This is a genomic window from Legionella sp. PC997, from assembly GCF_014109825.1.
Lineage (GTDB): Bacteria > Pseudomonadota > Gammaproteobacteria > Legionellales > Legionellaceae > Legionella.
Window position 1 is genome coordinate 1,697,287 of sequence record NZ_CP059576.1, and the last position, 23,671, is coordinate 1,720,957.

Consider the following 23,671-nt stretch of genomic DNA (forward strand, 5'->3'; position numbering starts at 1 on the left):
CGCCAGGCATATGATTCATAATCGACATGAACAGGTATCGGTTCATTTTAAATTAATGCTAAGAGAACTTCATTTCCCCGTTTTTATAAGTGACTTTAATTGTATCACCTGCTTTGAATTTCCCAGTCAAGATATCTTGTGCCAAAGGATTTTCCAGTTGCTGCTGAATGGTGCGTTTTAACGGTCTTGCTCCATATACTGGATCAAAACCTGCTTCGGCTAAGTGAGATAAGGCATCCTGCGTTACATTAAGATGGATATCTTGTTGATTCAAGCGTTTTTGCAAGTAACTAATTTGAATTCCTGCAATTTTTGCAATTTGATCTTGAGCAAGAGCGTGGAAGACCACTGTATCATCGATACGGTTAATAAATTCAGGACGGAAGTGTTGGCGTACCATTTCCATAACCGCATCTTTAATTTGCTCGTATTTAAATTTATTGCCCATTTCTTGAATCAAATTGGAGCCAAGATTCGAAGTCATGACAATAATGGCATTACGAAAATCAACGGTACGCCCCTGGCCATCAGTCAAGCGCCCATCATCCATAACTTGCAGGAGTATATTGAACACATCGGTATGGGCTTTTTCTACTTCATCAAGTAAAACTACGGAATAGGGTCTGCGCCGGACAGCCTCTGTTAGATATCCGCCTTCCTCATAGCCTACGTATCCAGGAGGCGCACCAATCAGACGAGCCACAGAATGTTTTTCCATAAATTCAGACATGTCGATACGTACCATCGCTTCTTCTGTATCAAAGAGGAATGAAGCCAAGGCTTTACATAATTCCGTCTTACCCACGCCTGTAGGACCAAGGAACAAAAATGAACCAATAGGGCGGTTAGGGTCGGATAAACCGGCACGGGAACGACGAATGGCATTAGATACAGCATTTATTGCTTCATTTTGACCTATGAGGCGATGATGTAGGACTTCTTCCATACGAAGTAATTTTTCTTTTTCACCTTCCATCATTTTGGCTACAGGGATACCTGTCCATTTCGATACGACTTCTGCAACCTCATCTTCGGTCACTTTATTACGGACTAATTTGTTCTCATGCGATTCAACTTCAGCTACTTGGGATAAACGTTTTTCAAGTTCTGGAATGCGGCCGTATTGTAATTCCGACATTCGACTCAAATCTCCAGCTCGACGTGCAGTTTCCATTTCAAGTTTTGCTTGTTCCAGGGCTTCTTTGATTTGTGTAGCCCCATGCATGGTTGCTTTTTCAGCTTTCCATACTTCTTCTAAGTCAGAATAGTTCTTTTCTAATTCATCAATTGAATGCTGCAGATCTTCAAGACGTTTTTTAGAGGCTTCATCATGTTCTTTTTTTAGTGCCTCACGTTCAATTTTCAATTGAATCAAACGTCGCTCTAATTTATCCATGCTTTCGGGTTTTGAATCTATTTCCATACGAATCAAACTTCCTGCTTCATCAATTAAGTCAATTGCTTTATCAGGTAATTGTCGGTCAGTAATATATCGGTGTGATAAAGTAGCTGCTGCAACGATTGCAGGATCCGTAATTTCAACTCCATGATGCACTTCATAGCGCTCTTTTAAACCACGAAGAATAGCAATGGTGTCTTCCACAGTCGGTTCATCAACCAAAACTTTTTGAAAACGTCGTTCTAGAGCGGCATCTTTCTCGATATATTGTCGGTATTCATCTAAAGTAGTGGCACCGATGCAATGGAGTTCACCCCGGGCTAAAGCAGGTTTTAACATGTTTCCTGCATCCATAGCCCCCTCAGCTTTTCCAGCACCCACCATGGTATGAAGTTCGTCAATAAAGAGAATAATTTGACCTTCCTGTTTTGCTAAATCATTAAGAACTGCTTTGAGCCGCTCTTCAAATTCCCCGCGATATTTTGCTCCCGCAATCAATGCACCCATATCCAAAGAGAGCAAGCGTTTATTTTTTAGGCCTTCAGGAACTTCGCCATTAATAATGCGTTGGGCTAATCCCTCAACAATTGCAGTTTTACCTACTCCCGGCTCACCAATCAAAACAGGGTTGTTTTTTGTACGTCTTTGTAATACCTGAATGGTTCTTCGAATTTCATCATCGCGACCAATTACCGGATCCAGTTTCCCTTGTTCTGCTCGGGCGGTTAAATCAAGAGTATACTTTTCTAAAGCTTGGCGTTGTTCTTCGGCATTAGCGTCATTAATGCTTTCACCGCCACGCAACTCACTAATTGCGTTTTCTATTGCTTTGGCTTCACCGCCAGCTTGTTTAAGCATTCGAGAAAGGCTACCTTCCTCGTTTATTGCTGCTAGAACAAAAAGCTCGCTCGAAATGAAATTATCCTTTTTCTGTTGAGCCAGTTTATCAGTAAGGTTTAAGAGACGATTTAATCCATTGGAAATATGAATATCACCACCCATTCCAGATACTTTGGGAAGTTTGTCTAATGCTTGGTCTAAAAGAGTCCTTAATAAAGGGATATTGACACCCGCTTTACTCAGTAGAGGTCTACAACTGCCTCCTTGTTGATCCAAAAGCGCTTTCATTAAGTGCTCTGGTTCGATAAAACCATTATCTCTCCCTAAAGCGAGAGACTGAGCATCTGCCAAGGCTATTTGAAACTTTGATGTTAGCTTATCCATTCTCATGATATATAACCTTCTAATGGGTTAATGGGTGTTAATTTTATTGTATCTACCGTAAAATGAGGCCTATTTTAATAATTTCAAGTGATGATTATGACAAACAACCATTCTCCTAATTCTACTTCGGATTCTCAAGCTTTGCTGAATCAAATCATTATTGATTATATGAAGGAAGAAAAAAGGAAACGCAGATGGAAGTGGTTCATGCGGATTATTTATTTACTTATCCTTGTCTATATAGTATATCAAGTGTTTATAAATACCAATGAGGACCTAGGCACTAACATCAAACCTCATGTTGGTATCGTCGATATCACAGGTGAAATGGCAGAATCCAAAGCCAATTCTGATGATTTCGCCAAGGGCTTAGATTCAGCTTATAAAAACTCTGGACTAAAAGCTGTAATTGTACGTATTAATAGTCCTGGGGGTAGCCCTGTGCAGGCTGAATACATGTATAACCTGATCAAGTTTTATCAAAAAAAATACCCTGATATAAAAATTTATGCGGTTTGTGTGGATGCATGTGCTTCTGCCGCTTATTATGTTGCTGTTGCTGCAGAAAATATTTATGCCAGTCCGGCAAGTATGGTTGGCTCAATAGGTGTTTTGTATAATGGTTTTGGTTTTGTAGATCTAATTAACAAAGTGGGAATCACCCGAAGATTACAAACCTCCGGGGTTAATAAGTCATTGTTGGATCCTTTTACTCCTGAAACAGATTTTGCAAAGCAAAAACTACAAATTATGCTGGATCAGGTTCATGAACAATTTATTAATCGCGTAAAAGAAGGTCGAGGAAAGCGTTTACATATTGATAATGATACATTTTCGGGTCTTTTTTGGACAGGAGAGCAAGCTTTAGCAATGGGTTTAATTGATGGATTTGCAAGTAGTGGGCAGTTAGCTCGTGAAATAGTTAAGATTCCTGATGTGATTGATTATACCCATAAGCAAAATCTTTTTGATCGCGTGACTAAAAATCTAGGGACTGCTCTGGCTGACGAACTTCCCTTAAGTTTTGGAGTGAAGCCTGGATTTAAATAAGTAAGACCTCGGTCTCGTAGCCTGGTGAAGCGCTTCAACCAGGCTTTTCAATAGAGACGCTTCAATTTACTTTAGGACAGGGGAGATGGTTTGTAATAATGATTTAAACACTTTAGGTGTTCCAGCAACGATGTCTCCATGTTTGAGGAAATCATCGCCACCGTGTAAATCACTAATCAAACCACCCGCTTCCCTAATTAATAGTGATCCTGCCGCAATATCCCAGGGCCGTAAACCAAACTCCCAAAATCCATCAAGGCGTCCGCTGGCAACATAAGCTAAATCCAGCGCAGCAGATCCAGTTCTTCTGACTCCTGCACATTTACCAAATAATGCTTCGAAGGTAGGTAAATATTTTTGTGCGATACTGATGTCGCGAGATGGAAAACCAGTTCCTAGCAGAGATGACACGAGTTGGGTTTGTTTGGAAACACGTATTCTTCGATCATTCAAACGCGCTCCGCGTCCTCGGCTTGCAGCAAAACACTCGTGGCGTAATGGATCATAGATAACACCATGTTCTATTCTTCCTTTAACTTTCACTGCGATTGAAACGGAAAAGAAAGGAAATCCATGTAAATAGTTTGAGGTCCCGTCTAAGGGATCAATAATCCAAATCGACTCATTATCACCTTCTTGAAGACCACTTTCTTCGGCGAGGATTCCATGATCTGGGTACGCTTTATGAATTGCATGAATAATAGTTTGTTCGGCTTTGATGTCCACTTCGCTAAAATATTCATGGTTATTTTTAGCTGTAATTTTGAGTCGGTCCACTTGCTCCATATGTCGAATTATAATCTCACCGGCTTGCCGTGCTGCGTTAACTGCTATATTTAAAAGTGGTTCCATGAATATACTCTTTAATCTACAAAACCGGTGATTCTATCATATTTTTTTTGTGCAAATAGAGTTAAATATGAAAAAAGCAAAAATCGTAAAAAACGAAGTTCAATGATATGATATAGAGATCTCAATGTATTAATGAAAGTTTTTGTATATGAAGTTAAGTTCAATTCGCATTATTTTAGTTGCAACATCTCATCCCGGGAATATAGGTTCTACAGCAAGAGCGATGAAAACGATGGGATTAAATTCACTTTATCTGGTCAATCCCAAATCGTTTCCTGATTATAAAGCAAAAGAAATGGCAGCTGGTGCCGATGATCTTTTAGAGAGTGCGGTGGTAACAGAGTCTTTAGATGAAGCCTTGATCGGTTGTCAGCTAATTTTAGGAACGAGCGCGAGACCTAGAGGTCTGTCTTTGCCTGGCTTAATTCCTGCCTCCTGTGCCGATTTGATAAGTCAGCAAACAGAAGATACACAAATTGCAATCGTTTTTGGGCGAGAACATGCAGGTCTTACTAATGAAGAGCTGCTAAAATGTCATTATCATATCCATATTCCTAGCAACCCTGAATATGGTTCGCTCAACCTGGCACAAGCAGTACAGATTGTTGCTTATGAATTGCGAATGAAGTTATTAGCGCCCAAAGCAGAAGTTTCATTACGCCAGGATGAATATGCTACGGCAGATGAGATTGAACAATTTTATGAACATCTAAGAGATGTTTTTATTGAGATTCAATTTTTAAAAGCGTCAAATCCTCGTCGTTTAATGCAACGCGTACGACGATTATTTAATCGCGTAAATCTGGAAAAAATGGAAGTTAATTTATTACGTGGGATGTTAAGCCAGGTACAGAAATCACTGGAATGGGCAAGCAAAAGGGGCGGGAGTGAGCGAGATAATTAAAATACCAATCTATTTTGATTATATGGCGACTACACCGGTAGATCCGCGTGTAGTAGAGCACATGATCCGTTACTTGGGCCCAGATGGGGACTATGGTAATCCTTCTTCAGTAACTCACGAATACGGTCGAGTTGCAGCTCTTGCAGTAGAGCACGCCCGTTTGCAAATTGCAGATTCAATTCATGCCTCGACTCAAGATATCGTATTTACTTCAGGAGCTACAGAAGCGAATAATTTAGCAATAATAGGCGCTGCTCACTTTTATAAAAATAAAGGGAAGCATGTAATTACTATGAGCACAGAACATAAGGCTGTGCTCGATAGTTTTAGCCGCTTAGAAAAAGATGGCTTCGAAATAACTTATTTACCCCCTGAAGCAAATGGTTTGCTTGATATTGAAAAACTAAACCTAGCATTAAGACCCGATACTATTTTGGTATCCGTCATGCATGTGAACAATGAAATTGGAGTAATCCAGGATATTGAAAGCATTGGTACTTTATTACGTGATAAAGGAATTATTTTTCATGTTGACGCAGCGCAAAGTGCTGGAAAAATTCCTATTGACCTCACTCGTCTTTCTGTAGATTTAATGGCATTATCAGCACATAAAAACTATGGCCCCAAGGGTATGGGTGCACTTTATTTGAGGCATAAACCCCGCATCCGTCTTCAACCTCAAAGCTTTGGCGGAGGACATGAAGGAGGTTTACGCTCGGGAACATTGCCAACTCATCAAATTGTGGGAATGGGCGAAGCCTTTGCATTAGCTGAACTTTTGCGAGAAGAGGAGCAAGCACGACTTTTAATGTACCGCCAGCGTTTATGGAATGGCATTAAGCATTTGCCTGGGATACAGATTAACGGAGACGAACAAAAACGCATCGCGGGTAATCTGAATATAAGCTTTGCCGGTTTAGATGGGGACTCATTACTGCTGGCACTAAGTGATCTAGCTGTATCTACTACGTCGGCCTGTAGTTCAGCTAGTATCCAACCCTCTTACGTATTAAAAGCTTTAGGATTAAGTGACGAATTAGCACAAAGCACCATTAGATTATCCCTTGGGCGTTTTACTAAGGAAGCAGAAGTGGAGCATGCCATAAGCGTTATTTGTACCCAAGTAACTCGGCTGCATGAAATATCACCATGATGTATAATAAAATTGTACGAGAATATTTCTTTTCTCCGAAACATGTGGGGGTACTCGACTTAAATGATCATTTTGCAGTAGGTGTTAAAAACAAACAAAAAGGTCAGGGGATTATTGAGCTCTATATGCAGTATATTCCAGATGGTACAATGGTTCGAGCTTGTTTTAAAACTAATGGTAATCCTTATGTAATAGCTAGCCTGGAATGGTTATGCAGACAGCTGGAAGGTAAGACTATTGATGCTGCACCACAAATTGATTATCAGTTCATTGTGAAAGAATTAGATATCCCTGTCGCCCAGTATCCTATAGCATTAAGGATTGTTGATGTTTATAGAGAAGTATTGCTTTTATTGAAGAAGATAAATCGAATTGAGAGGTAACAAATGAGTGTAGTAGTGCATCATGTAGAAGGTACAGTGCCTGAAATCAATTTTACAGAAGCAGCAATAAAACACTTGGTGTCTTATTTGCAGAAAAATTCTGAGTATACTGGGATTCGTTTATCAGTAAAGAAAACTGGATGTTCGGGTTTATCTTATGTAGTGGATTATGTGCTGGCTCCTCAGGAAGGTGATTTAGTGCTCGCTTTGACGGATAACTATAAGGTATGTATTGATAAATCCAGTTATCCTTTCTTAAAAAATATGAATGTTGATTATGTAAAACAGGGATTAAATTATAAATTTATTTTCAATAATCCCAATCAAACCGGACAATGTGGATGTGGAGAAAGTTTTACAGTAGATTAGGATGTAACCCCGGTCGAAGTGAAACCGGGAACCCATATAATTGACTGATCATCCCTTGCAACGTTCTGGAGGAGAGCGTCAATTATTAGAAAAACGAAAGCTGGACTGGTGTTCTTTAAGTTGCTTTCTACTTAATTGCTCCTTATTTGCAAAAAAACTGAGTAATCGATTAAATTCATCTTTGACAGAACCATCAAAAATTAGCTCATCATCCGTCCCCAGAACTATTGGCTCGCTTAGATCTTGATAAATCGATGTAGCCGGATGAGGCTCTTTTTCGAGATGCCAATTCAGTTTGCTGTGGCAGCTGGGACATACTTCAATAGGTATTCCCAGCTTTTTGATACGATCTTTTTGTTCCTGGGTAAGAAAAATACAATGACCTAAGCGTACTTTACCATGCAATGGATTCTTGTCTTCAATAGAATGCAGAGATTTCCACTGTTCTAACGCAGTTAAAACTGCATCGGTGTCTTGCCGCTCTCGAGCACTATCAGATTCCCCTACATGGATGGCAATAGCAATTCCTTTATCTAAAGCCAGATGAACCAACTTAGTTAGATCTTCGCCTGCGAGCGTTCTATTGGCTACGGGGTTTCCTGAAACATCCAAGCCTACTAATACTTTATTAGGACTTTTTAATATACGATCGATAAAGTAATTTGCATCCTCTAGAGTATGAATGGTTCTGTCCAGACTCAATAATCCAACTGCTTTTTTATGAGTTATCTGTTGGTTTGCTTGAGTTAGCCCCGAGACGAATGCATCGATATATTTATCTCGTGTTTGATGTTCCATTTCTTTGGGTGTTGTTCTTATTTCTAGGTACTTAGCTTTTGAGCTCCTTACTACATCAACTACACCATCAGAAATATCAGCAAGTGTCTGGATAATTTTATGAACGAGACCAAATTGTTTCCAAATGACGGCGATTAACTCATTAGAATAACCACTTTCTGGCTGTTGAATGGTATTTTTTAGGTATTCTGAGCGTACACGAATTAATTCTTCATAGAGTTCAACGCAATTATTTTTTTTTGCTATATGTTCTAGAAAAGCCAAACTAAAACTACCATTAAGATGACAATGTAAGTCACCTGTATGTTTATTTGTCATATTTTGCCCTTAATAATCAAATCCTTGTCTTTCGAATCATTCTAAAGCAAAAGAAAATTACAACTTTTACAGGAAAAAATACACAAATTTCGAGAATATTTTAGTCATACAGTCAAGAAACTGCTGAGATAAGCCAATTAATTAATAAAATCGCCTTGTCGATATAACTTGTAAAGTGGTAAAATTTTTTTTCTTAATATTTCCTTAAGAAATGAATATCATTAAAACAATATTTACACTCTTTGAGATGTTTGATACTATATAGGCCATAGTGTTCGGTGAGTGTAAGTACTGGGCATAATTTTATTTAATTTATTTGTACTAGGAGACTTAAATGAGCACAGATACAATGGTGCAAAGCAGCGAAGCACTTACTCATCAAGTAATTCATGCTGTTAAGGGTTATTTAAGCAGTGTCAATAATAAAGATTCTAACTTAAACTTATATCAATTAATCGTTGAAGAAGTTGAAGCGCCGTTATTTCGTACAGTAATGGAGTTAACTCGTTACAACCAATCAAAAGCTGCACGTGTTCTTGGTGTAAGTCGTGGTACTTTACGTACTAAACTAAAGCGTTATTTCGATGACGAATTTATAGGAACTCGTGATTTCTAATTGATAAAAGCAATCTTTTTTCACTGTTTTTCATATTAAATTCTCAATATAGTGGTCTTTGACTAGGCACTCTGCTACTATTGATAACAGAGTTGGTCAGACAATCGCTCTTTGTTTTACAAAGGGAGGAAAGTCCGGGCTCCAAAGGGTAGAGTGCCAGGTAACGCCTGGGAGGTGTGAACCTACGGAAAGTGCCACAGAAAATATACCGCCTCTTAGAGGTAAGGGTGAAATGGTGCGGTAAGAGCGCACCGCGCGTTTGGTAACAGACGTGGCAGGGAAAACCCCACTCGGAGCAAGACCAAATAGGAGTCCATTTGACTGAAAAGTCATGACGTGTGACCCGCACGGGACTCGGGTAGGTCGCTTGAGGTATGCGGTGACGCATGTCCCAGATGAATGATTGTCCGTGACAGAACCCGGCTTATCGACTGACTCTTTTACTTTTCTTTATCTAATCTTTAATACGAAATTTCATCTTTTTTAATCAATTTTCAAAACCCAGCTTGAGCGTACCCATAGTAGCTTATTCAGTGCAGGTATCCACTATAAAATTCGGTTTGGAGCGGGATGATCTTTTGTTGATTTTAGTTATAAATAAATACCCATTCAGATTTAAAACTGTATAGATTATTGACACATAACAAGAGATCGCTCTGTCATTACACAGTGCCACAACGTTGAGACCCCCACGTAGCACTTGGGTTAACGAAAGTATAAACTAAAAATTTCTTTCTAATGCAAATTATCCATTTCCTGCTAGATGTTTTTTTAGTAGGGAATTGATTTGTTCAGGATTAGCTTGTCCTTTGGTTTGCTTCATGATCTGCCCTACGAAGAATGCGAGCAGTTTCTCTTTTCCTGCCCTGTAATCAGCGGTTTGTTCAGGATATTGTTGAATTAATTGAATAATCATGTCTTCCCAAAGAGCGGTATCATCTACTTGTCCGTATCCTTCACGTGCTATTATGGCTTCAATATCTTTTTCTCCAGTCCATAGTAAAGCGAAAATAGATCGTGCGTTATTTAAAGAAATCACTGAGTCATGTAATTTATTAAGAAGATGCGCCATGAGCTCTGCCGATACACGTGGAGTCTCAAACGTTAAACCCTCTTCATTTAAAGCGGCAGCATATTGACCTTTTAACCAATTAATAATCATTTTCTCAGAAGCGCGACATTGAGCTTTAATTGATTTAAAAAACTGATAAGTTGCTGGAGAAGAAAGAATAAAATGAATGTCTCCTTCATTGAGAGAAGGTATGTTTTTCAACTCAGCATGAATTTTATCCGGTAAGTCTGGTAACTTATTCTTTACTTCAGCAATGAGGAATCGGGTAATTTGTATGGGTAATAAATCCGGATCCGGAAAGTATCGGTAATCGTTTTCATTTTCTTTACTGCGCATCGGCTGTGTTGTATGCGTGTCAGGGTTATAAAGCCGTGTTTCTTGTACTATTTGCTGCCCACTTTCAAGGATATCCTGATGTCGTGCTTGTTCATATGCTATAGCTTTTTCGATAAAACGGAATGAATTTAAATTTTTCAATTCAGTTCGTGTTCCTAAAACAGAAGAACCTTTGGGCTTTAAGGAGAGATTCACATCACAACGGAAACTGCCTTCTTGCATATTACCATCACAGATACCTAGGAATTGGACTAATTGATGCAATTTTTTAAGGTAACTTACTGCTTCATGGCTCGAAAACAAACAAGGAGCGGTAACTATTTCCAAAAGAGGTGTTCCTGCACGGTTAAGATCAATTCCACTAAAGCCAGAATGTATTCCATGTAATGATTTACCGGCATCTTCTTCCAAATGGGCGCGTACGATCAAAATCTCTTTTTCACTGTCGTCATTCAAAGTAATTGTTAATTTACCATTACTCACTATAGGTTTTTGAAATTGGCTGATTTGATATCCTTTGGGTAAATCCGGATAAAAATAATTTTTGCGCTCAAAAACAGATTGATCATTAATGTCAGCTTGAATAGCCAAACCAAACTGAATTGCCATAAGCACTGCTTCCTGATTCAACACCGGCAAAACACCAGGAAATCCTGCATCGATAAAGCAGGTTTGAGAATTAGGATCAGAACCGAACGCAGTAGATGCGCCAGAAAAGAGCTTTGATTTTGTTTTTAGCTGAGCATGTACCTCAAGGCCAATGACTGTATCCCATTCCATAATTCACCTTTATTGCTTTGGACTGGCTAAATGCCAGTTGGTCTGTTGTTGATAATTATGGGCAATCTGGAGTAAACGACTTTCACCAAAATGTTTGCCCATGAGTTGCATACCTATAGGTAACCCTTTAGCAAAGCCTGCGGGTATGGAAATTGCCGGAAGTCCAGCAAGATTAGCAGCAACCGTAAAAACGTCAGCCAAGTAATTTTGAATTGGATCAGTAACTTTCTCATCCAATTTAAACGCACAGGTTGGGGTTGTTGGTCCGAGAATAACATCAACGGATTTCAGTGTAGTAACTAACTCTTCTTGAATAAGTCGGCGAATCTTTTGTGCTTGCAAATAATATGCATCAAAATAACCCGATGAAAGTACGTGAGTTCCTGTCAAAATTCGGCGTTTTACTTCGATCCCAAAACCTTCACTGCGTGAATTACGAATCAGTTCGGTTAATGTGGTTGCATTATCACTACGATAGCCAAAACGTATGCCATCATAACGTGATAAGTTGGAGGAGGCTTCAGCGCACGCAACTACATAGTAACATGGTACCCATAAAGGCTGGAGCTCCAAATTTAAATGAATAATTTCAGCTCCCATATGTTCAAAAACTGTGACTGCTTCCCGAATCGCTTCCTGTATTTCTTGCTCTACCGCAGGTTGAAAAAAGCACGAAGGCAAGCCAATTTTTAGTTTAGACAAAGGTTTATTCAGGTCCCCATAATAATCCGGAATTGATGTCTCCACAGAGGTAGAGTCTTGTGAATCAAAACCCGCAATAGCTTGCAGTACTAAAGCAAGATCTTCAGCGCTTCGAGCTAATGGTCCCGCTTGATCCAAGCTGGAGGCATAAGCAATCATGCCGTAGCGAGAAATGAGGCCATAAGTGGGTTTAATTCCACTAATCCCACATAAGGCAGCAGGTTGTCGAATTGAACCACCCGTGTCAGAACCTATAGCGAAAGGAACTAGACCAGCCGCTACAGCAGCTGCTGACCCTCCAGACGAACCACCTGGAACCCGTGTTCTATCCCATGGATTTTTTACAGGACCAAAGTAACTATTCTCATTGGAGGAGCCCATTGCAAATTCGTCCATATTGGTTTTACCAATCAGAATGGATCCATGCTCGCGTAATTTACCCACTAAGGTTGCTTCATACGGGGATTGGAAATGCTCCAATATTTTTGAAGCACAGGTCGTAGGCATACGTTTGGTACAAAATAAATCTTTCAACGCCATAGGTATCCCAGTAAACGTTTTCCCATGCCCTTTTTTTAATTCTTGATCGGCTTGTTGCGCTTCAAGAAGAGCATGTTCTTCATCTAAACTGATGAATGCATTTAAATCGTTATACTTTTGGATTTGCATTAGATAATGTTGGGTTAATTCCACACTTGAAAGTTTGCCCTGATGTAAAGCCTGCGATAATTGTTTTAAGGATAAATTTTCCATGTCACTTACTCTGGTCTATAACTTGGGGTACTAAATAAAGATCCTGTTCAAATTTTGGTGCTAGAATTTCTAGTTCCGAAAGACATGTTCCTTCAGTAACCACATCAGTTCTTAAGCGTTGACTTAATTCAAGCGGGTGAAAAAGCGGTTCAACATCTTGAGTATTAACCGAGCCCAGCTGATCGACAAAATCCATTATTGCATTAATATCTTTAATGAGTTGTGGAGAGTGTTCTAAATCTAGATAGGCTAGTTGAGAAATCTTCTCTAAATCTTTTACCGAGATGGTCATAAAAGCTACCTCAAAGTGTTAACATTTTTATTATACCGAGGATGTGATAACTAAAAAATATAAATTATAACTGAAGTATAAATATAAATAGATTCTATTGGAGCAATATTCCTCATATGGTAATTATTTACTAGGAAAAATATTTTTGCATTGATCAAGGGACTCTTTTTTAGCGTGAGTTTTGACTTTAAAAAAATCACTCACTAAAGCTTTGACCAGTGGAGTAGGCGAGGTAGGTGATTTTACAAGAAACCCATGCCCCTTTATAGGAAGAATTCCATCTTTAACCGTTCTTAACTCGCGATCGTTGATCTGCATTGCTCCAAAATGAAACAATTCATTTTTGTTACCGACATAAACTGTATGATGATCTGCCGCATCGAAAAAACTCACCTCGGAAGCAATGCGAGTAAATCCTTTGCTGGTTTTATTGGGCCCTAATTGTCCTTTTGTGTTTAAACCACAAGCAATTAATGATTTATCATGGGTCAGTATCAAACACCCTAACGTAGTGGCTTTGACTTGTATTGCTCTAACATCTGGCAATTTAGTCCAAGTATTAATAAATATATTTTCAGGGGTTAATTTCAATAATTCGGATTCATTATCTCCGCATACATAGACCTCTCCTTGTGTAGTTAAAAGAAGTGCATGATTATCAGCTACTGAAATTTGTGCAACCTCTAATTCAGGCGGAGGAATGGGAGTCCATTCAGGTAAAAAGGTTGTGGTGCATCCAAATTGATAACATTTTAATTGATTCCCCATTATTTGAGGTTTAGTGGATGCATCACTATAAATTAAAGCGCTTGTATGATTTACAGTAAAAATATTTTTTACTGTTGATTGCACTTCTATTGGCATGGGTATGTTAAAACTTGAGGTATTAGAGTCAGGTTTTATTTGCTTTTCGTCATTTCTACCCATAGCAAAAACTTTACCCGATCTACTTAATAGCAGTGAGTGTGAGAATCCACATGAAATATGATTAATACGTTCATTAAGAGGAATTTCGGTTAATACAGAGGCTTGTTTTATTTCTAAACCAAGCCCAAGTTGTCCTCGTGAATTATCTCCTATAGCTAAAACACGTCCTCGACTTAAAAGAACCAGAGTGAAGTCTTGTCCACAACTTATTTCTTTTACGGTTAATTCATCGTTTAAGTAGTTTGAGGCCAAATCGTTAAAGGCTTTTGAAACATTTTTCAGTTTTAGTATTTCAACTAATGTGAGGTGATCAAGAATTTGAAATAAAATTTCCCTTGGAAGAGTCATGATGTCCATGTACTGCAATAGATTTACATTTAAACTAGGTATACCCATAAAATTTACTCCAAATATTTTGTTACAGGTATGCCATATTCAAAGCTAAATTTTATAAGTTTTTTGGCTATCTGCAAAAAATGAATGTTCCTCATTTCCGTCTAAAAAATCAACAATTTTTTTCAAAAAATCCACGTCAATTGTATTGAGGGTCTCATTAGAGCTCATAACACCATGTTTTTTTAAATAAGAGGTCCAAAATCCTATGGATTTATCAAATGCAGGTAATAGAGAAGATAGGGATTGCTCACTTTTATTGAATGCAACACCTTTCCAGAGGAAGTTGTTGGTATTTCGCTCAATAGAGCGTGCAAACATTGATTGAGTCGCTACTTTCATTGCTATTTCAGGAGTAATCTCGTTTTGTTTTACTTGAGTAGTCAATAGATCAATTAAATCGAGTTTTAAATGGTTTTTTGAAGTAGTTTTTATAAATTCTTTTGCATAATCTAAAAATGTGACAGCTACTTGTTGTTTTCGATTCAGTTTTTCATTTTGATCTGTGTGCGAAGTGGAAAAGAAATTTCCTTTGGTAGAAGATGCTTTAGCCAGTTGCTGAATAAATGAAAGACTCGAAGTAGCGGTTTCTTCGGATTTGTTGACGTTGACTTGCTGCGAGTCATAACAACAAACCAAATTAGTTGTCATATCGGGGTATGGGTAATTACTCATTAAAAATGCACCATAACCTTGTTTGGTATAACCCATAACCACAGCCCAAAGATCAACAATGGTGCATTGAGATAAATCGGTTAAGTCATCAGAATTATGATCGAGAAGAAGATAGGTATGAGAACCTAAATCGTTTTGATGACTTACCATCTTAATATGTGCTGGAGGTAATAATCCTTTTTCTATTGCAACTAATAAATGATCTGCTGCCAACTGAGCAAATGTATGACAAGCTCCCATACCCATATGTTTTACCATCTCGGCTGTTTTAGCAATGGAGCTTCGATCATAACTTACAAGGGCCCCTGCTAATCCAATAACAGGTGGACCCTTTATGTTTTGTTTTGATTTTGCCAAAACAGATTCTCTTGCAGATGGTTCAATGCATTGATCAAATCGAGCTGCATCCAGGGAACCATATTGGCTAATATTTAATTGCCATAATTGAGTAGTTAAGGGCGAAGAAATAAAAACGCTTGGGTTGTGTTGGCGGTTAATTGAAGGCAATTGACTAAAAGCTGGATCATTGATCACTATTTCCAGAACTTGTAATTCAAAAGAAGATAATTTTCTATTGTTATCGTTAATGTATTTTTGTGGATTGTTTAAAAATGCATTCAACTTTTCGTCAGTGTCTATTATTTTAAAAAAGTCAGGCATTGTGGATGAGAACGTAGAATATTCAAACGTTTCGCTTGAAATAATTTTTATTAATTCCATTATTAAATTTTCAACGGTTCTATCTTTGTTTTTTAAAAGATTTAACAAATTGGTTTGGGATTCTTCGTATTCAAGACCTTCATAAACCTCTAAAACCAGTTCTTTTACTTTTTCTGAATCATATTCGCCCTTTACACAGCATCTTTTTTTTATTTTTTGAAGAATCGCCTCATTATAATCGCTTAACTCCTTCATTTTTACTGATAGAAATTCGGCTCTCAATTTAAGGATTTTTGAATTGGAGTTTTTTGTCACGGTGACCGTTTCAGATTTTGTTTTCATGCTAAATTAGTCCAAGATAAATAAGACTTCAGACTCCACTATAAAGGGTATTTATTAAGGAAAAATTACTGATTTATTAAGGATTTATTAACAAAAAAGGAAATTTCAATAGTTACAATGACTTGCGCTAAAATGTACAAAGTGAAAAAAATATATTCAGCACCTTTTATTATTTCAAGGTTTGCCGTTTGAAGAAATCTATAAGAAAAAAACAGGGCTGTGTTGGATAATATGTGCCATTTTTAGGGGGTAAAAAAGAACCGAACCCAGAAAAAATCTGGGAGGTTAAGGTTTCTAACTTAATTACTTCTTTAAATAAGGAAATTCATCATTTAAGAGTTGAACTACATTAAATAATTGCTCCTTACTTTTTACGATAAGAAGTACAGTATCATCGCCAGCAATTGTGCCTAAAATACCTGAGTTTTGTGTGCCCTGAGGCGAGTAAGAGACAAATTTACGGTCAATAAAAAACGCGAGACTATTCGCATTACCAGGGTGGGTATGAAGTACAATAAGTCCATAATCTGAAATTTGCATGTTCAATACCAAAGGTAGATTGGGCATACTGAAATCCACAACTTGGTACGTACCGCCAATTTTGGCAATTTTTAGTTTTTTTAATCTTCGCGATAGAGTGGCTTGGGGAATGGTATAACCTCGTTCTTTCAAGCTATTTTGTAAATCAACTTGTTCTGCAATGTTCTCTGTTTGCACAATGTTTAATATATGCCCATCTAGAGCAGCATCTTGACTCATGCCTACCTCCGCTTATTTTATGATTAAGTGAATACAAAACCACTTCAAATGAAATTATATTCAAAATATCTTGACAGGGCAAGGTGAGATTGTTAAATTTAATAAACGCATAAAAACTGGATGTATATTCAAATGAAACATATTTTTTATATTTTTTTAGCAAGTCTAGCTCTGTTGGTTTCTCTTTGTTATGCAAAGGTGTCTAATGAAAACATTCAATATATTCATTTTGCTGTAGCGGCAGAATATCCACCATTTGAATATAATGATCATGGTGAAATCAAAGGTTTTGATGTAGACCTAGCGCGGTTAATTGCAAAAAAACTTGGAAAGGACGCATTTTTTGACACCATGCAGTTTAGCAGTATTTTACCGGCTTTAAGTTCGGGGCAAGTTGATGCAGCGATTTCTACGATTACCATTACCGAACAGAGAAAAAAGAATTTTGATTTTACTAATCCCTATTATTTCGAAAGTATGGCGGCTGTTTTCCCTGAGGCTAAGCCCATTAACGATGTGACGCAATTAGCTGATAAAAAAATTGCGGTGCAACTCGGGAGTACGATGGAAATTTGGTTAAAAAAGAATATCCCAAATGTCAATCTTCTGGTTATGGATAATAATAATCAAACAATCGCTGCTCTAAAAGCCGGCCATGTTGATTTAGTTCTAGTTGATGGCGTTCAAGGTGCAGTATTTAGTGAAAAAAATCCTGGGCTATCCTTTGCTGTGATTGCTAAATCCGCAGATGGTTATGGTTTGGCACTGAAAAAAGGTTCTAAGTTAACTCAAAAAATAAACCAGGTTTTACACGAATTGGAACAAAATGGTGAGTTATCAGCACTTAAGAAGAAGTGGCTGGAGGGCACAAAATGGAAGAGTTAAAACAAAATGTACTTTACATAGGTGAAGGTACTTTAGTGACTTTGACATTATTACTTGGTGGTTTATTGATAGGGACTTTACTAGGAACTCTAATGGCCTTACTAAGATACCAAGGAATTATGAAGTCTATGATAAATGGATTTATTTCGGTGATGCGAGGAACCCCAGTAATTTTGCAGCTTAGCTTCATATATTTTGCTGTCCCAGCCTTAATCGGGGTTAAAGCAAATATTTTAGTGGCAGGACTTTTAACTTTTGGATTGAATAGCTCAGCCTATATTGCAGAAATCCTAAGATCAGGAATAGAGCATCTGCCCAAAGGCCAGTTTGAAGCAGCAAAAACGTTACAAATTCCTAGTTTTTATTTGTGGAAAGATATTGTATTGCCACAAGTAATTAAAAATATTTTCCCTGCGTTTATTAATGAAATGATTGCATTACTGAAAGAAACTGCATTGATCGCGACCATAGGGGGAATGGATTTGATGCGCAGGGCACAATCGGTTGCAGCAGAACAGTTTACCTATTTTGTTCCTTTATGTATTGCAGGTTGTTTTTACTACGGCATGGTTCTCTTGATTGAGTACATGGGCAAAAAATTGGAACAAAGGAGGCTTTATGTTAGTAATTAACCAAGCCAGTAAATACTTCGGCTCGCTATCGGTATTAAATAATGTCAGCATAACGGTACAAGCCCATACGGTGCTGGGTTTAGCTGGACCATCGGGAGGCGGAAAATCGACGTTGTTGCGTTGCATACAACAACTCGAAACATTAGATTCAGGCACGATTCAGGTAGTCGGTCACAGTGGTTTTATGTTTCAGGATTTTCAGCTTTTTCCACACATGACTGTGATGCAAAATTTGGTTTATGCACCTCGTTTACAAAATAAAACAGTAAATTATGAAGAGCAAGCACAAACTTTACTGCTAAGTTTAGGAATTAGTGATAAAGCATCTGCTTATCCTCATCAGTTATCTGGTGGACAAAAACAACGCGTCGCTTTAGCGCGAAGTTTAATGATGAAACCAAATTTATTACTGTGTGATGAGCCTACGTCAGGCCTTGATCTGGCAACAATTGATGAAGTGATTAGTTTATTAAATTCAGTTAAATCTTTAGGCGTTACAATGGTTATTGCGTCCCATGATCTAGATTTTCTCAGTAGAGTGTCAGATCGCTTGGTTGTTCTCAAAGGGGGCCAGTTAGTCGCAGACGTGATACCTAAGGAATTAGCGGAACCCATTTTACATTTAAAACAATACTATCAGGAGTAACCCATGACTGAATCGATTAAAAAAATTGTGCTAGCCTATTCCGGTGGCCTGGATACTTCAGTAATGATTCCATGGCTTAAAGAGCATTACCAGCACGCAGAAATCGTCGCCATGGTGTGTGATTTAGGACAAGATGAGGATTTGGAGGCCATTAAAGAAAAAGCATTAAAAAGTGGTGCCTCAAAAGCATATGTGATGAATGTTCAAGATGAATTTGTTGATGATTATTTATGGCGATTAGTCAAATCCGGAGCGCTTTATGAAAATCAATATGTTTTAGGTACTATTTCGCGACCTTTAATCGCTAAAAAATTGGTAGAAATTGCCATACTGGAAGAGGCTGATGCTATTGCTCATGGAGCTACCGGAAAAGGTAATGATCAGGTTCGTTTTGAATACACAATAAAAGCTTTAGCGCCTGAACTTAAAATTATCGCACCCTGGAGATCCTGGAAAATTAAGTCCAGACAAGAGGCAATTGAATATGCGAAATTGCATGGAATCGAAGTACCAGTGACACCTAAATCACCTTATTCTCGAGATCATAATCTTTGGTATATTTCACATGAAGGAGGGGTTTTAGAAGATCCAACACAACCGCAACCCGATGATTTATTGCTGATGACTACCTCCTTGGAACACTCGCCGAACCATTCAGAATTAGTGAGTATTGAACTTGAGAAGGGTGCTCCTGTTGGGCTGAATGCAAAAAAAATGAGTTCAGTAGAGTTACTGAAAGAACTCAATAAGATAGCTGGCTCTCATGGAATTGGCGTGGCTGATATTGTTGAAAACCGATTAGTGGGAATGAAAATTAGAGGTGTATATGAAGCTCCTGCTGCTGCAGTGCTTTATAAAACACATCAGATGCTTGAAAGTTTATGCCTTGATCGAGCAACTTTGCATCTAAAACAGTCCTTACAACAAACATATGCCAACCTTGTATATGAGGGTCGATGGTTTTCTCAAGCAAAGAATGCATTGGATGCTTTGATTGATGTGACCCAAGAGCATATGACTGGAACTGTCACAGTTCAGTTATATAAAGGGAACATAATCCCTCATGGAATGCATTCGCCATTCAGTTTACATGATCCTGCTTTGGCTACCTTTGAAGAAGATGGAGTTTATAATCAAAAGGATGCTGAAGGATTTATCAATTTATTTTCATTATCAGCACAAGTTTATGGCAAGGTACATAAAGGAGAGAAATAATGGCGCATAAAACCTGGGGAGGGCGGTTTAAAAAAGAACTCGACCCTAGAGTCATGCATTTTAATGCTTCTTTGGCTTTTGATCGAGTACTCTATACCCATGATATAGTGGGCAGTCAAGCACATGCAAAAATGCTTGCTCGGCAAGGGCTGATTTCTGAGAGTGAAGCGAATTTGATTTGTAAAGGATTAGAAGAACTAAACTTAGAAATCGAACAAGGTGTCCATGAGTTTGATGCGTCTTGTGAAGATATTCATATGTTTGTGGAACAATTATTGATTGCTAAAATTGGTGAAGTCGGTAAAAAACTGCATACAGGACGCAGTCGTAATGATCAAGTTGCCCTGGACTTAAGATTATATTCCCGTGATGCTGGTTTGCATATTAATACACTTTTACACAATTTAAATCAGCTATTAGAAAAGCTGTCTAAACTTCATGCCGATGATAAAATTCCAGGGTACACTCATTTGCAACAAGCTCAACCAATTTATTTAGGGCAATTTTTTGGTGCTTATTTAGCAATGTTCCAGCGTGACTTAGAACGGTTGTATGATTGGCAAGTGCGAATGAATCGTTCTCCTTTGGGTGCCGGGGCATTAGCAGGAAGTGCCTTGCCATTGGATCGTAAGTGGGTGGCAGAAACTCTCGGTTTTACTGGAGTAATTGAAAATACTCTTGACGCAGTAAGTGATCGCGATTTTATCATTGAATTTTGTGCTGCCGCATCAATCATTATGATGCATTTATCACGTTTAGCTGAGGATTTAATTCTTTGGGCTACCCAGGAGTTTGGTTTTATTACTCTCGATGATTCTTTTGCAACAGGTTCATCTTTGATGCCTAATAAGAAAAATCCTGATGTTTTGGAGTTAATTAGAGGTAAGAGCGGTCGCGTTTTTGGACATTTAATGGGGATTCTAACAGTAATGAAAGCGCTACCCCTTGCTTACAACAAAGACATGCAAGAAGACAAAGAATGCTTATTTGATACCGTAAATACATTGACTGTTTGTTTGGAAATTATCACTCCTTTTTTGGAGAGCGTGCAATTCAATACAAAGGTAATGGAACAAAAAGCCAATGGGGGTTATTTGAACGCTACTGCAATATTGGAATCTTTGGTATTGCAAGGAATGCCTTTTAGGGATGCGCATCATCAGGTTGGTTTATGGGTGCAGGCCGCCATTGATCAAGATTGTCCTCTTGATGAGATTATGAAAAGAAAACATGAATAATTTTGCCTTGGTGGCAGCGAAGCGTCCCGGGAGCTATGGCCCATTATTCCCGGGTTCCACTTCCTTCATCCTATTGCAACCAGAGAAACGAGATTCTTGCAGAACACCATTTTTAAAGTAGAATGGAGGACATCTTAATTATTCTATTGAGTTTGTTATTCATGTTGCATTACACAACCCAAGGGGGCGTTGAAATTGAGTGTTCTCAAATTACCCTAGATTATCAACAAGGTATAGAGAATCTTCTCGAGCATTTAGATTCACAAAGAGGGGCCTTATTTGCATCAAGTTTTGAATATCCAGGACGTTATACATGTTGGGATATAGGTTTTTATAATCCGCCTTTGGCTTTTATTTGTAAGCAGAATCTAGTTCAAATTGATGCTTTAAACCAACGTGGAAAAATCCTCTTAACGTTCATTATTCCATTATTGGAAGATGAACAGTTTTTAGAAGTTGTGTCGCAAAGTGATGCATTGCTGCAAATTAAAATTAAAACTTCTCGTGAAATCTTTAGTGAAGAAGAGCGTAGCCATCAACCCTCTGTATTCACGGTGATTCGTCTGATACTGGCTTTTTTTAAATTAGATGATGAGTCTTATTTGGGGCTATATGGCGCTTTTGGTTTTGATTTGATTTTTCAATTTGAAGATTTACCAAAACATAAAAAAAGAGAACTGTCACAACGGGATATGGTTCTTTATTTACCTGACGAAATCTATGTAGTGAACCATCGCAAAGAAGAAGCATTTCTTCGCCGTTATGATTTTGATTTTCAAGGTCAATCAACGAAATCATTTACCAGAGAAGGTGTATCTGCAGAATACCAATCGCCTAATAAACCTGAAATAGTATGTGATCATTTACCCGGGGAATATGCTCAGGTTGTAAATAAAGCTAAGGAGCGTTTTGCGTGTGGTGATTTGTTTGAAGTGGTTCCAAGTCAGACTTTTTACACCCATTATGAGGATCGTCCTTCTGCTTTATTCAAACAAATGCGTCAATTAAATCCATCGCCCTATGGTTTTTTTATTAACTTAGGCGATGGAGAATATTTGGTTGGGGCCTCTCCAGAAATGTACGTACGGGTCCAAGGAAAAAGAGTAGAAACTTGTCCAATTTCCGGAACTATTAAGCGAGGTGCCGATGCGATTGAGGATGCGGAGAACATTCAGATTTTATTAGATTCAAAAAAAGAAGAATCTGAATTGACCATGTGTACTGATGTGGATAGGAATGATAAATCGCGGATTTGTGAAGCAGGCTCTGTAAAGGTAATAGGTCGCAGACAAATTGAAATGTATTCACGAGTGATTCATACCGTAGACCATGTTGAAGGCCTTTTAAGAGAACATTTTGATGCTGTAGATGCTTTTTTAACTCATATGTGGGTCGTTACAGTCACCGGAGCTCCTAAAATTTGGGCTCTTAACTTTATTGAAGAACATGAAAAATCCCCACGAAAGTGGTATGCCGGGGCTGTAGGTTGGTTTGGTTTTGATGGAAATTTAAATACTGGTTTGGTTTTAAGAACTGTACGTATTGAAAAAGGCGTTGCCGAAATTCGAGTTGGAGCCACCTTGCTTTATGATTCAGTTCCTGAATCTGAGGAACAAGAGACACGCTTAAAAGCCTCTGCTTTTTTAGATATGTTGCAAAAACGGGAGCCTCACCCTCAACGCAAAATATTACAATTGCCATTAACAGGAAAAGGAAAACACGTATTACTTATCGATCACCAGGATTCTTTTGTACATACTTTGGCTAATTACCTTCGACAAACCGGCGCCGAAGTAAGTACAGTTCGTTTTGATAAAGCCCTACAATATTTACAGAATCAAAAATATGATCTTGTAGTTTTATCTCCAGGACCAGGCAAACCAAGTGATTTCAATTTATCCCAAACAATCGCAACGGTTATCTCTCTGGGTATTCCTTTGTTTGGAGTGTGTTTGGGCTTGCAGGGTATTGTGGAGCATTTTGGTGGAATTTTGGATATTCTAAATTATCCCATGCACGGGAAACCATCAATCATCAAAGTGGTAGACAATCCGGAACTATTTTCTGGTTTGGAAGCCAATTTTAAAGCAGGAAGATATCATTCACTTCATGCACGACTCAATGCGGTGCCAAAAGAATTAAAGGTTACTGCTCTAAGTGATGACGGTATTGTTATGGCCATTTCGCATCAACAACTACCCATTCATGCGGTTCAATTTCATCCCGAAACCATATTATCTCTAGTGAATCAAGCGGGGCTAAAAATTATTAATAATTTAATGAGGATGGTTTAAGACA

21 protein-coding genes and 1 other RNA gene are annotated in these 23,671 nt (G+C 38.2%); 13 read left to right on the forward strand and 9 right to left on the reverse strand.

Annotated elements, in window-relative coordinates; all coding sequences use genetic code 11:
- Positions 1-58: 58 nt before the first annotated feature.
- Entirely contained in the window at positions 59-2,629 is a 2,571-nt protein-coding gene (clpB, locus tag HBNCFIEN_RS07205; protein WP_182393415.1) for an ATP-dependent chaperone ClpB, read from the reverse strand.
- 90 nt (positions 2,630-2,719) lie between these two features.
- Here clpB and HBNCFIEN_RS07210 point away from each other — a divergent pair, with 90 nt between their 5' ends.
- Positions 2,720-3,673, forward strand: a complete 954-nt coding sequence (locus tag HBNCFIEN_RS07210; RefSeq protein ID WP_182393416.1) for a S49 family peptidase — start codon at positions 2,720-2,722, stop codon at positions 3,671-3,673.
- A 66-nt stretch (positions 3,674-3,739) separates the two neighbouring features.
- Here HBNCFIEN_RS07210 and HBNCFIEN_RS07215 read toward each other — a convergent pair whose 3' ends face one another.
- Positions 3,740-4,525: an inositol monophosphatase family protein gene (locus HBNCFIEN_RS07215; RefSeq protein ID WP_182393417.1), complete on the reverse strand. Its 786-nt coding sequence runs from the start codon at positions 4,523-4,525 to the stop codon at positions 3,740-3,742.
- 148 nt (positions 4,526-4,673) lie between these two features.
- Between HBNCFIEN_RS07215 and trmJ the strand changes: the two genes are divergently transcribed.
- The 4 genes from trmJ to HBNCFIEN_RS07235 are packed head-to-tail and all read left to right on the forward strand — an operon-like array spanning position 4,674 to position 7,334.
- Positions 4,674-5,429, forward strand: a complete 756-nt coding sequence (trmJ, locus tag HBNCFIEN_RS07220) for a tRNA (cytosine(32)/uridine(32)-2'-O)-methyltransferase TrmJ (protein WP_182393418.1) — start codon at positions 4,674-4,676, stop codon at positions 5,427-5,429.
- A gap of 22 nt (positions 5,430-5,451) precedes the next feature.
- Positions 5,452-6,582 carry an IscS subfamily cysteine desulfurase gene (locus tag HBNCFIEN_RS07225; RefSeq protein WP_304599272.1) on the forward strand — a complete coding sequence of 377 codons (1,131 nt, stop codon included), beginning with the start codon at positions 5,452-5,454 and terminating at the stop codon, positions 6,580-6,582.
- Complete coding sequence (locus HBNCFIEN_RS07230) at positions 6,579-6,965, forward strand: iron-sulfur cluster assembly scaffold protein (protein WP_182393420.1); 387 nt, start codon at positions 6,579-6,581, stop codon at positions 6,963-6,965. The genes HBNCFIEN_RS07225 and HBNCFIEN_RS07230 overlap by 4 nt, the downstream gene beginning before the upstream one ends.
- A gap of 3 nt (positions 6,966-6,968) precedes the next feature.
- Complete coding sequence (locus HBNCFIEN_RS07235; RefSeq protein ID WP_182393422.1) at positions 6,969-7,334, forward strand: iron-sulfur cluster assembly accessory protein; 366 nt, start codon at positions 6,969-6,971, stop codon at positions 7,332-7,334.
- A 78-nt stretch (positions 7,335-7,412) separates the two neighbouring features.
- Here HBNCFIEN_RS07235 and HBNCFIEN_RS07240 read toward each other — a convergent pair whose 3' ends face one another.
- Complete coding sequence (locus tag HBNCFIEN_RS07240; RefSeq protein ID WP_182393424.1) at positions 7,413-8,450, reverse strand: hypothetical protein; 1,038 nt, start codon at positions 8,448-8,450, stop codon at positions 7,413-7,415.
- 334 nt (positions 8,451-8,784) lie between these two features.
- On the opposite strand from HBNCFIEN_RS07240, the gene HBNCFIEN_RS07245 reads away from it, so the two are divergent.
- Both HBNCFIEN_RS07245 and rnpB read left to right on the forward strand, forming a co-directional pair.
- The gene (locus HBNCFIEN_RS07245) at positions 8,785-9,066 is read left to right on the forward strand and encodes a helix-turn-helix domain-containing protein (protein ID WP_182393426.1); all 282 of its coding nucleotides are present in this window, start codon (positions 8,785-8,787) and stop codon (positions 9,064-9,066) included.
- An 88-nt stretch (positions 9,067-9,154) separates the two neighbouring features.
- Positions 9,155-9,509: RNase P RNA component class A (rnpB, locus tag HBNCFIEN_RS07250), an RNA gene on the forward strand.
- Between the two features lie 302 nt (positions 9,510-9,811).
- On the opposite strand, the gene gatB is transcribed toward rnpB, so the two are convergent.
- The 6 genes from gatB to HBNCFIEN_RS07280 form a co-directional block, all read right to left on the reverse strand.
- The gene (gene gatB, locus HBNCFIEN_RS07255; RefSeq protein WP_182393427.1) at positions 9,812-11,254 is read right to left on the reverse strand and encodes an Asp-tRNA(Asn)/Glu-tRNA(Gln) amidotransferase subunit GatB; all 1,443 of its coding nucleotides are present in this window, start codon (positions 11,252-11,254) and stop codon (positions 9,812-9,814) included.
- 9 nt (positions 11,255-11,263) lie between these two features.
- Entirely contained in the window at positions 11,264-12,709 is a 1,446-nt protein-coding gene (gatA, locus tag HBNCFIEN_RS07260) for an Asp-tRNA(Asn)/Glu-tRNA(Gln) amidotransferase subunit GatA (RefSeq protein ID WP_182393428.1), read from the reverse strand.
- Between the two features lies 1 nt (position 12,710).
- Positions 12,711-13,001 carry an Asp-tRNA(Asn)/Glu-tRNA(Gln) amidotransferase subunit GatC gene (gatC, locus tag HBNCFIEN_RS07265; RefSeq protein ID WP_182393429.1) on the reverse strand — a complete coding sequence of 97 codons (291 nt, stop codon included), beginning with the start codon at positions 12,999-13,001 and terminating at the stop codon, positions 12,711-12,713.
- A gap of 123 nt (positions 13,002-13,124) precedes the next feature.
- Entirely contained in the window at positions 13,125-14,324 is a 1,200-nt protein-coding gene (locus HBNCFIEN_RS07270; RefSeq protein WP_182393430.1) for an F-box-like domain-containing protein, read from the reverse strand.
- A gap of 45 nt (positions 14,325-14,369) precedes the next feature.
- Complete coding sequence (locus tag HBNCFIEN_RS07275) at positions 14,370-15,998, reverse strand: hypothetical protein (protein ID WP_182393431.1); 1,629 nt, start codon at positions 15,996-15,998, stop codon at positions 14,370-14,372.
- Between the two features lie 303 nt (positions 15,999-16,301).
- Complete coding sequence (locus HBNCFIEN_RS07280) at positions 16,302-16,757, reverse strand: ArgR family transcriptional regulator (RefSeq protein ID WP_182393432.1); 456 nt, start codon at positions 16,755-16,757, stop codon at positions 16,302-16,304.
- Between the two features lie 132 nt (positions 16,758-16,889).
- On the opposite strand from HBNCFIEN_RS07280, the gene HBNCFIEN_RS07285 reads away from it, so the two are divergent.
- From HBNCFIEN_RS07285 to HBNCFIEN_RS07310, 6 genes are all read left to right on the forward strand, one after another.
- On the forward strand, positions 16,890-17,642 hold the full coding sequence (locus HBNCFIEN_RS07285) for an ABC transporter substrate-binding protein (protein ID WP_182393433.1): 753 nt from the start codon (positions 16,890-16,892) through the stop codon (positions 17,640-17,642).
- Positions 17,630-18,274 (forward strand): amino acid ABC transporter permease, encoded by a 645-nt coding sequence (locus tag HBNCFIEN_RS07290; protein ID WP_182393434.1) that lies wholly within the window; start codon positions 17,630-17,632, stop codon positions 18,272-18,274. Before HBNCFIEN_RS07285 ends, HBNCFIEN_RS07290 begins: the two co-directional genes overlap by 13 nt.
- Positions 18,261-18,920, forward strand: coding sequence for an amino acid ABC transporter ATP-binding protein (locus tag HBNCFIEN_RS07295; protein ID WP_182393435.1), 660 nt, complete (start codon positions 18,261-18,263; stop codon positions 18,918-18,920). The genes HBNCFIEN_RS07290 and HBNCFIEN_RS07295 overlap by 14 nt, the downstream gene beginning before the upstream one ends.
- 3 nt (positions 18,921-18,923) lie before the next feature.
- A complete protein-coding gene (locus tag HBNCFIEN_RS07300; RefSeq protein WP_182393436.1) occupies positions 18,924-20,135 on the forward strand; it encodes an argininosuccinate synthase in 1,212 nt (403 codons plus the stop codon).
- Entirely contained in the window at positions 20,135-21,373 is a 1,239-nt protein-coding gene (gene argH / locus HBNCFIEN_RS07305) for an argininosuccinate lyase (protein ID WP_182393438.1), read from the forward strand. The genes HBNCFIEN_RS07300 and argH overlap by 1 nt, the downstream gene beginning before the upstream one ends.
- Positions 21,374-21,534: 161 nt before the next feature.
- Positions 21,535-23,667, forward strand: coding sequence for an anthranilate synthase component I (locus tag HBNCFIEN_RS07310; RefSeq protein WP_182393439.1), 2,133 nt, complete (start codon positions 21,535-21,537; stop codon positions 23,665-23,667).
- Positions 23,668-23,671: the final 4 nt, after the last annotated feature.

Excerpts from the sequence above, each read along its gene's own strand:
- clpB (WP_182393415.1), bottom strand. The coding sequence starts at position 2,629 with ATGAGAATGGATAAGCTAACATCAAAGTTTCAAATAGCCTTGGCAGAT.
- HBNCFIEN_RS07210 (WP_182393416.1), top strand. The coding sequence starts at position 2,720 with ATGACAAACAACCATTCTCCTAATTCTACTTCGGATTCTCAAGCTTTG.
- HBNCFIEN_RS07215 (WP_182393417.1), bottom strand. The coding sequence starts at position 4,525 with ATGGAACCACTTTTAAATATAGCAGTTAACGCAGCACGGCAAGCCGGT.
- trmJ (WP_182393418.1), top strand. The coding sequence starts at position 4,674 with ATGAAGTTAAGTTCAATTCGCATTATTTTAGTTGCAACATCTCATCCC.
- HBNCFIEN_RS07225 (WP_304599272.1), top strand. The coding sequence starts at position 5,452 with ATGGCGACTACACCGGTAGATCCGCGTGTAGTAGAGCACATGATCCGT.
- HBNCFIEN_RS07230 (WP_182393420.1), top strand. The coding sequence starts at position 6,579 with ATGATGTATAATAAAATTGTACGAGAATATTTCTTTTCTCCGAAACAT.
- HBNCFIEN_RS07235 (WP_182393422.1), top strand. The coding sequence starts at position 6,969 with ATGAGTGTAGTAGTGCATCATGTAGAAGGTACAGTGCCTGAAATCAAT.
- HBNCFIEN_RS07240 (WP_182393424.1), bottom strand. The coding sequence starts at position 8,450 with ATGACAAATAAACATACAGGTGACTTACATTGTCATCTTAATGGTAGT.
- HBNCFIEN_RS07245 (WP_182393426.1), top strand. The coding sequence starts at position 8,785 with ATGAGCACAGATACAATGGTGCAAAGCAGCGAAGCACTTACTCATCAA.
- gatB (WP_182393427.1), bottom strand. The coding sequence starts at position 11,254 with ATGGAATGGGATACAGTCATTGGCCTTGAGGTACATGCTCAGCTAAAA.
- gatA (WP_182393428.1), bottom strand. The coding sequence starts at position 12,709 with ATGGAAAATTTATCCTTAAAACAATTATCGCAGGCTTTACATCAGGGC.
- gatC (WP_182393429.1), bottom strand. The coding sequence starts at position 13,001 with ATGACCATCTCGGTAAAAGATTTAGAGAAGATTTCTCAACTAGCCTAT.
- HBNCFIEN_RS07270 (WP_182393430.1), bottom strand. The coding sequence starts at position 14,324 with ATGGGTATACCTAGTTTAAATGTAAATCTATTGCAGTACATGGACATC.
- HBNCFIEN_RS07275 (WP_182393431.1), bottom strand. The coding sequence starts at position 15,998 with ATGAAAACAAAATCTGAAACGGTCACCGTGACAAAAAACTCCAATTCA.
- HBNCFIEN_RS07280 (WP_182393432.1), bottom strand. The coding sequence starts at position 16,757 with ATGAGTCAAGATGCTGCTCTAGATGGGCATATATTAAACATTGTGCAA.
- HBNCFIEN_RS07285 (WP_182393433.1), top strand. The coding sequence starts at position 16,890 with ATGAAACATATTTTTTATATTTTTTTAGCAAGTCTAGCTCTGTTGGTT.
- HBNCFIEN_RS07290 (WP_182393434.1), top strand. The coding sequence starts at position 17,630 with ATGGAAGAGTTAAAACAAAATGTACTTTACATAGGTGAAGGTACTTTA.
- HBNCFIEN_RS07295 (WP_182393435.1), top strand. The coding sequence starts at position 18,261 with ATGTTAGTAATTAACCAAGCCAGTAAATACTTCGGCTCGCTATCGGTA.
- HBNCFIEN_RS07300 (WP_182393436.1), top strand. The coding sequence starts at position 18,924 with ATGACTGAATCGATTAAAAAAATTGTGCTAGCCTATTCCGGTGGCCTG.
- argH (WP_182393438.1), top strand. The coding sequence starts at position 20,135 with ATGGCGCATAAAACCTGGGGAGGGCGGTTTAAAAAAGAACTCGACCCT.
- HBNCFIEN_RS07310 (WP_182393439.1), top strand. The coding sequence starts at position 21,535 with ATGTTGCATTACACAACCCAAGGGGGCGTTGAAATTGAGTGTTCTCAA.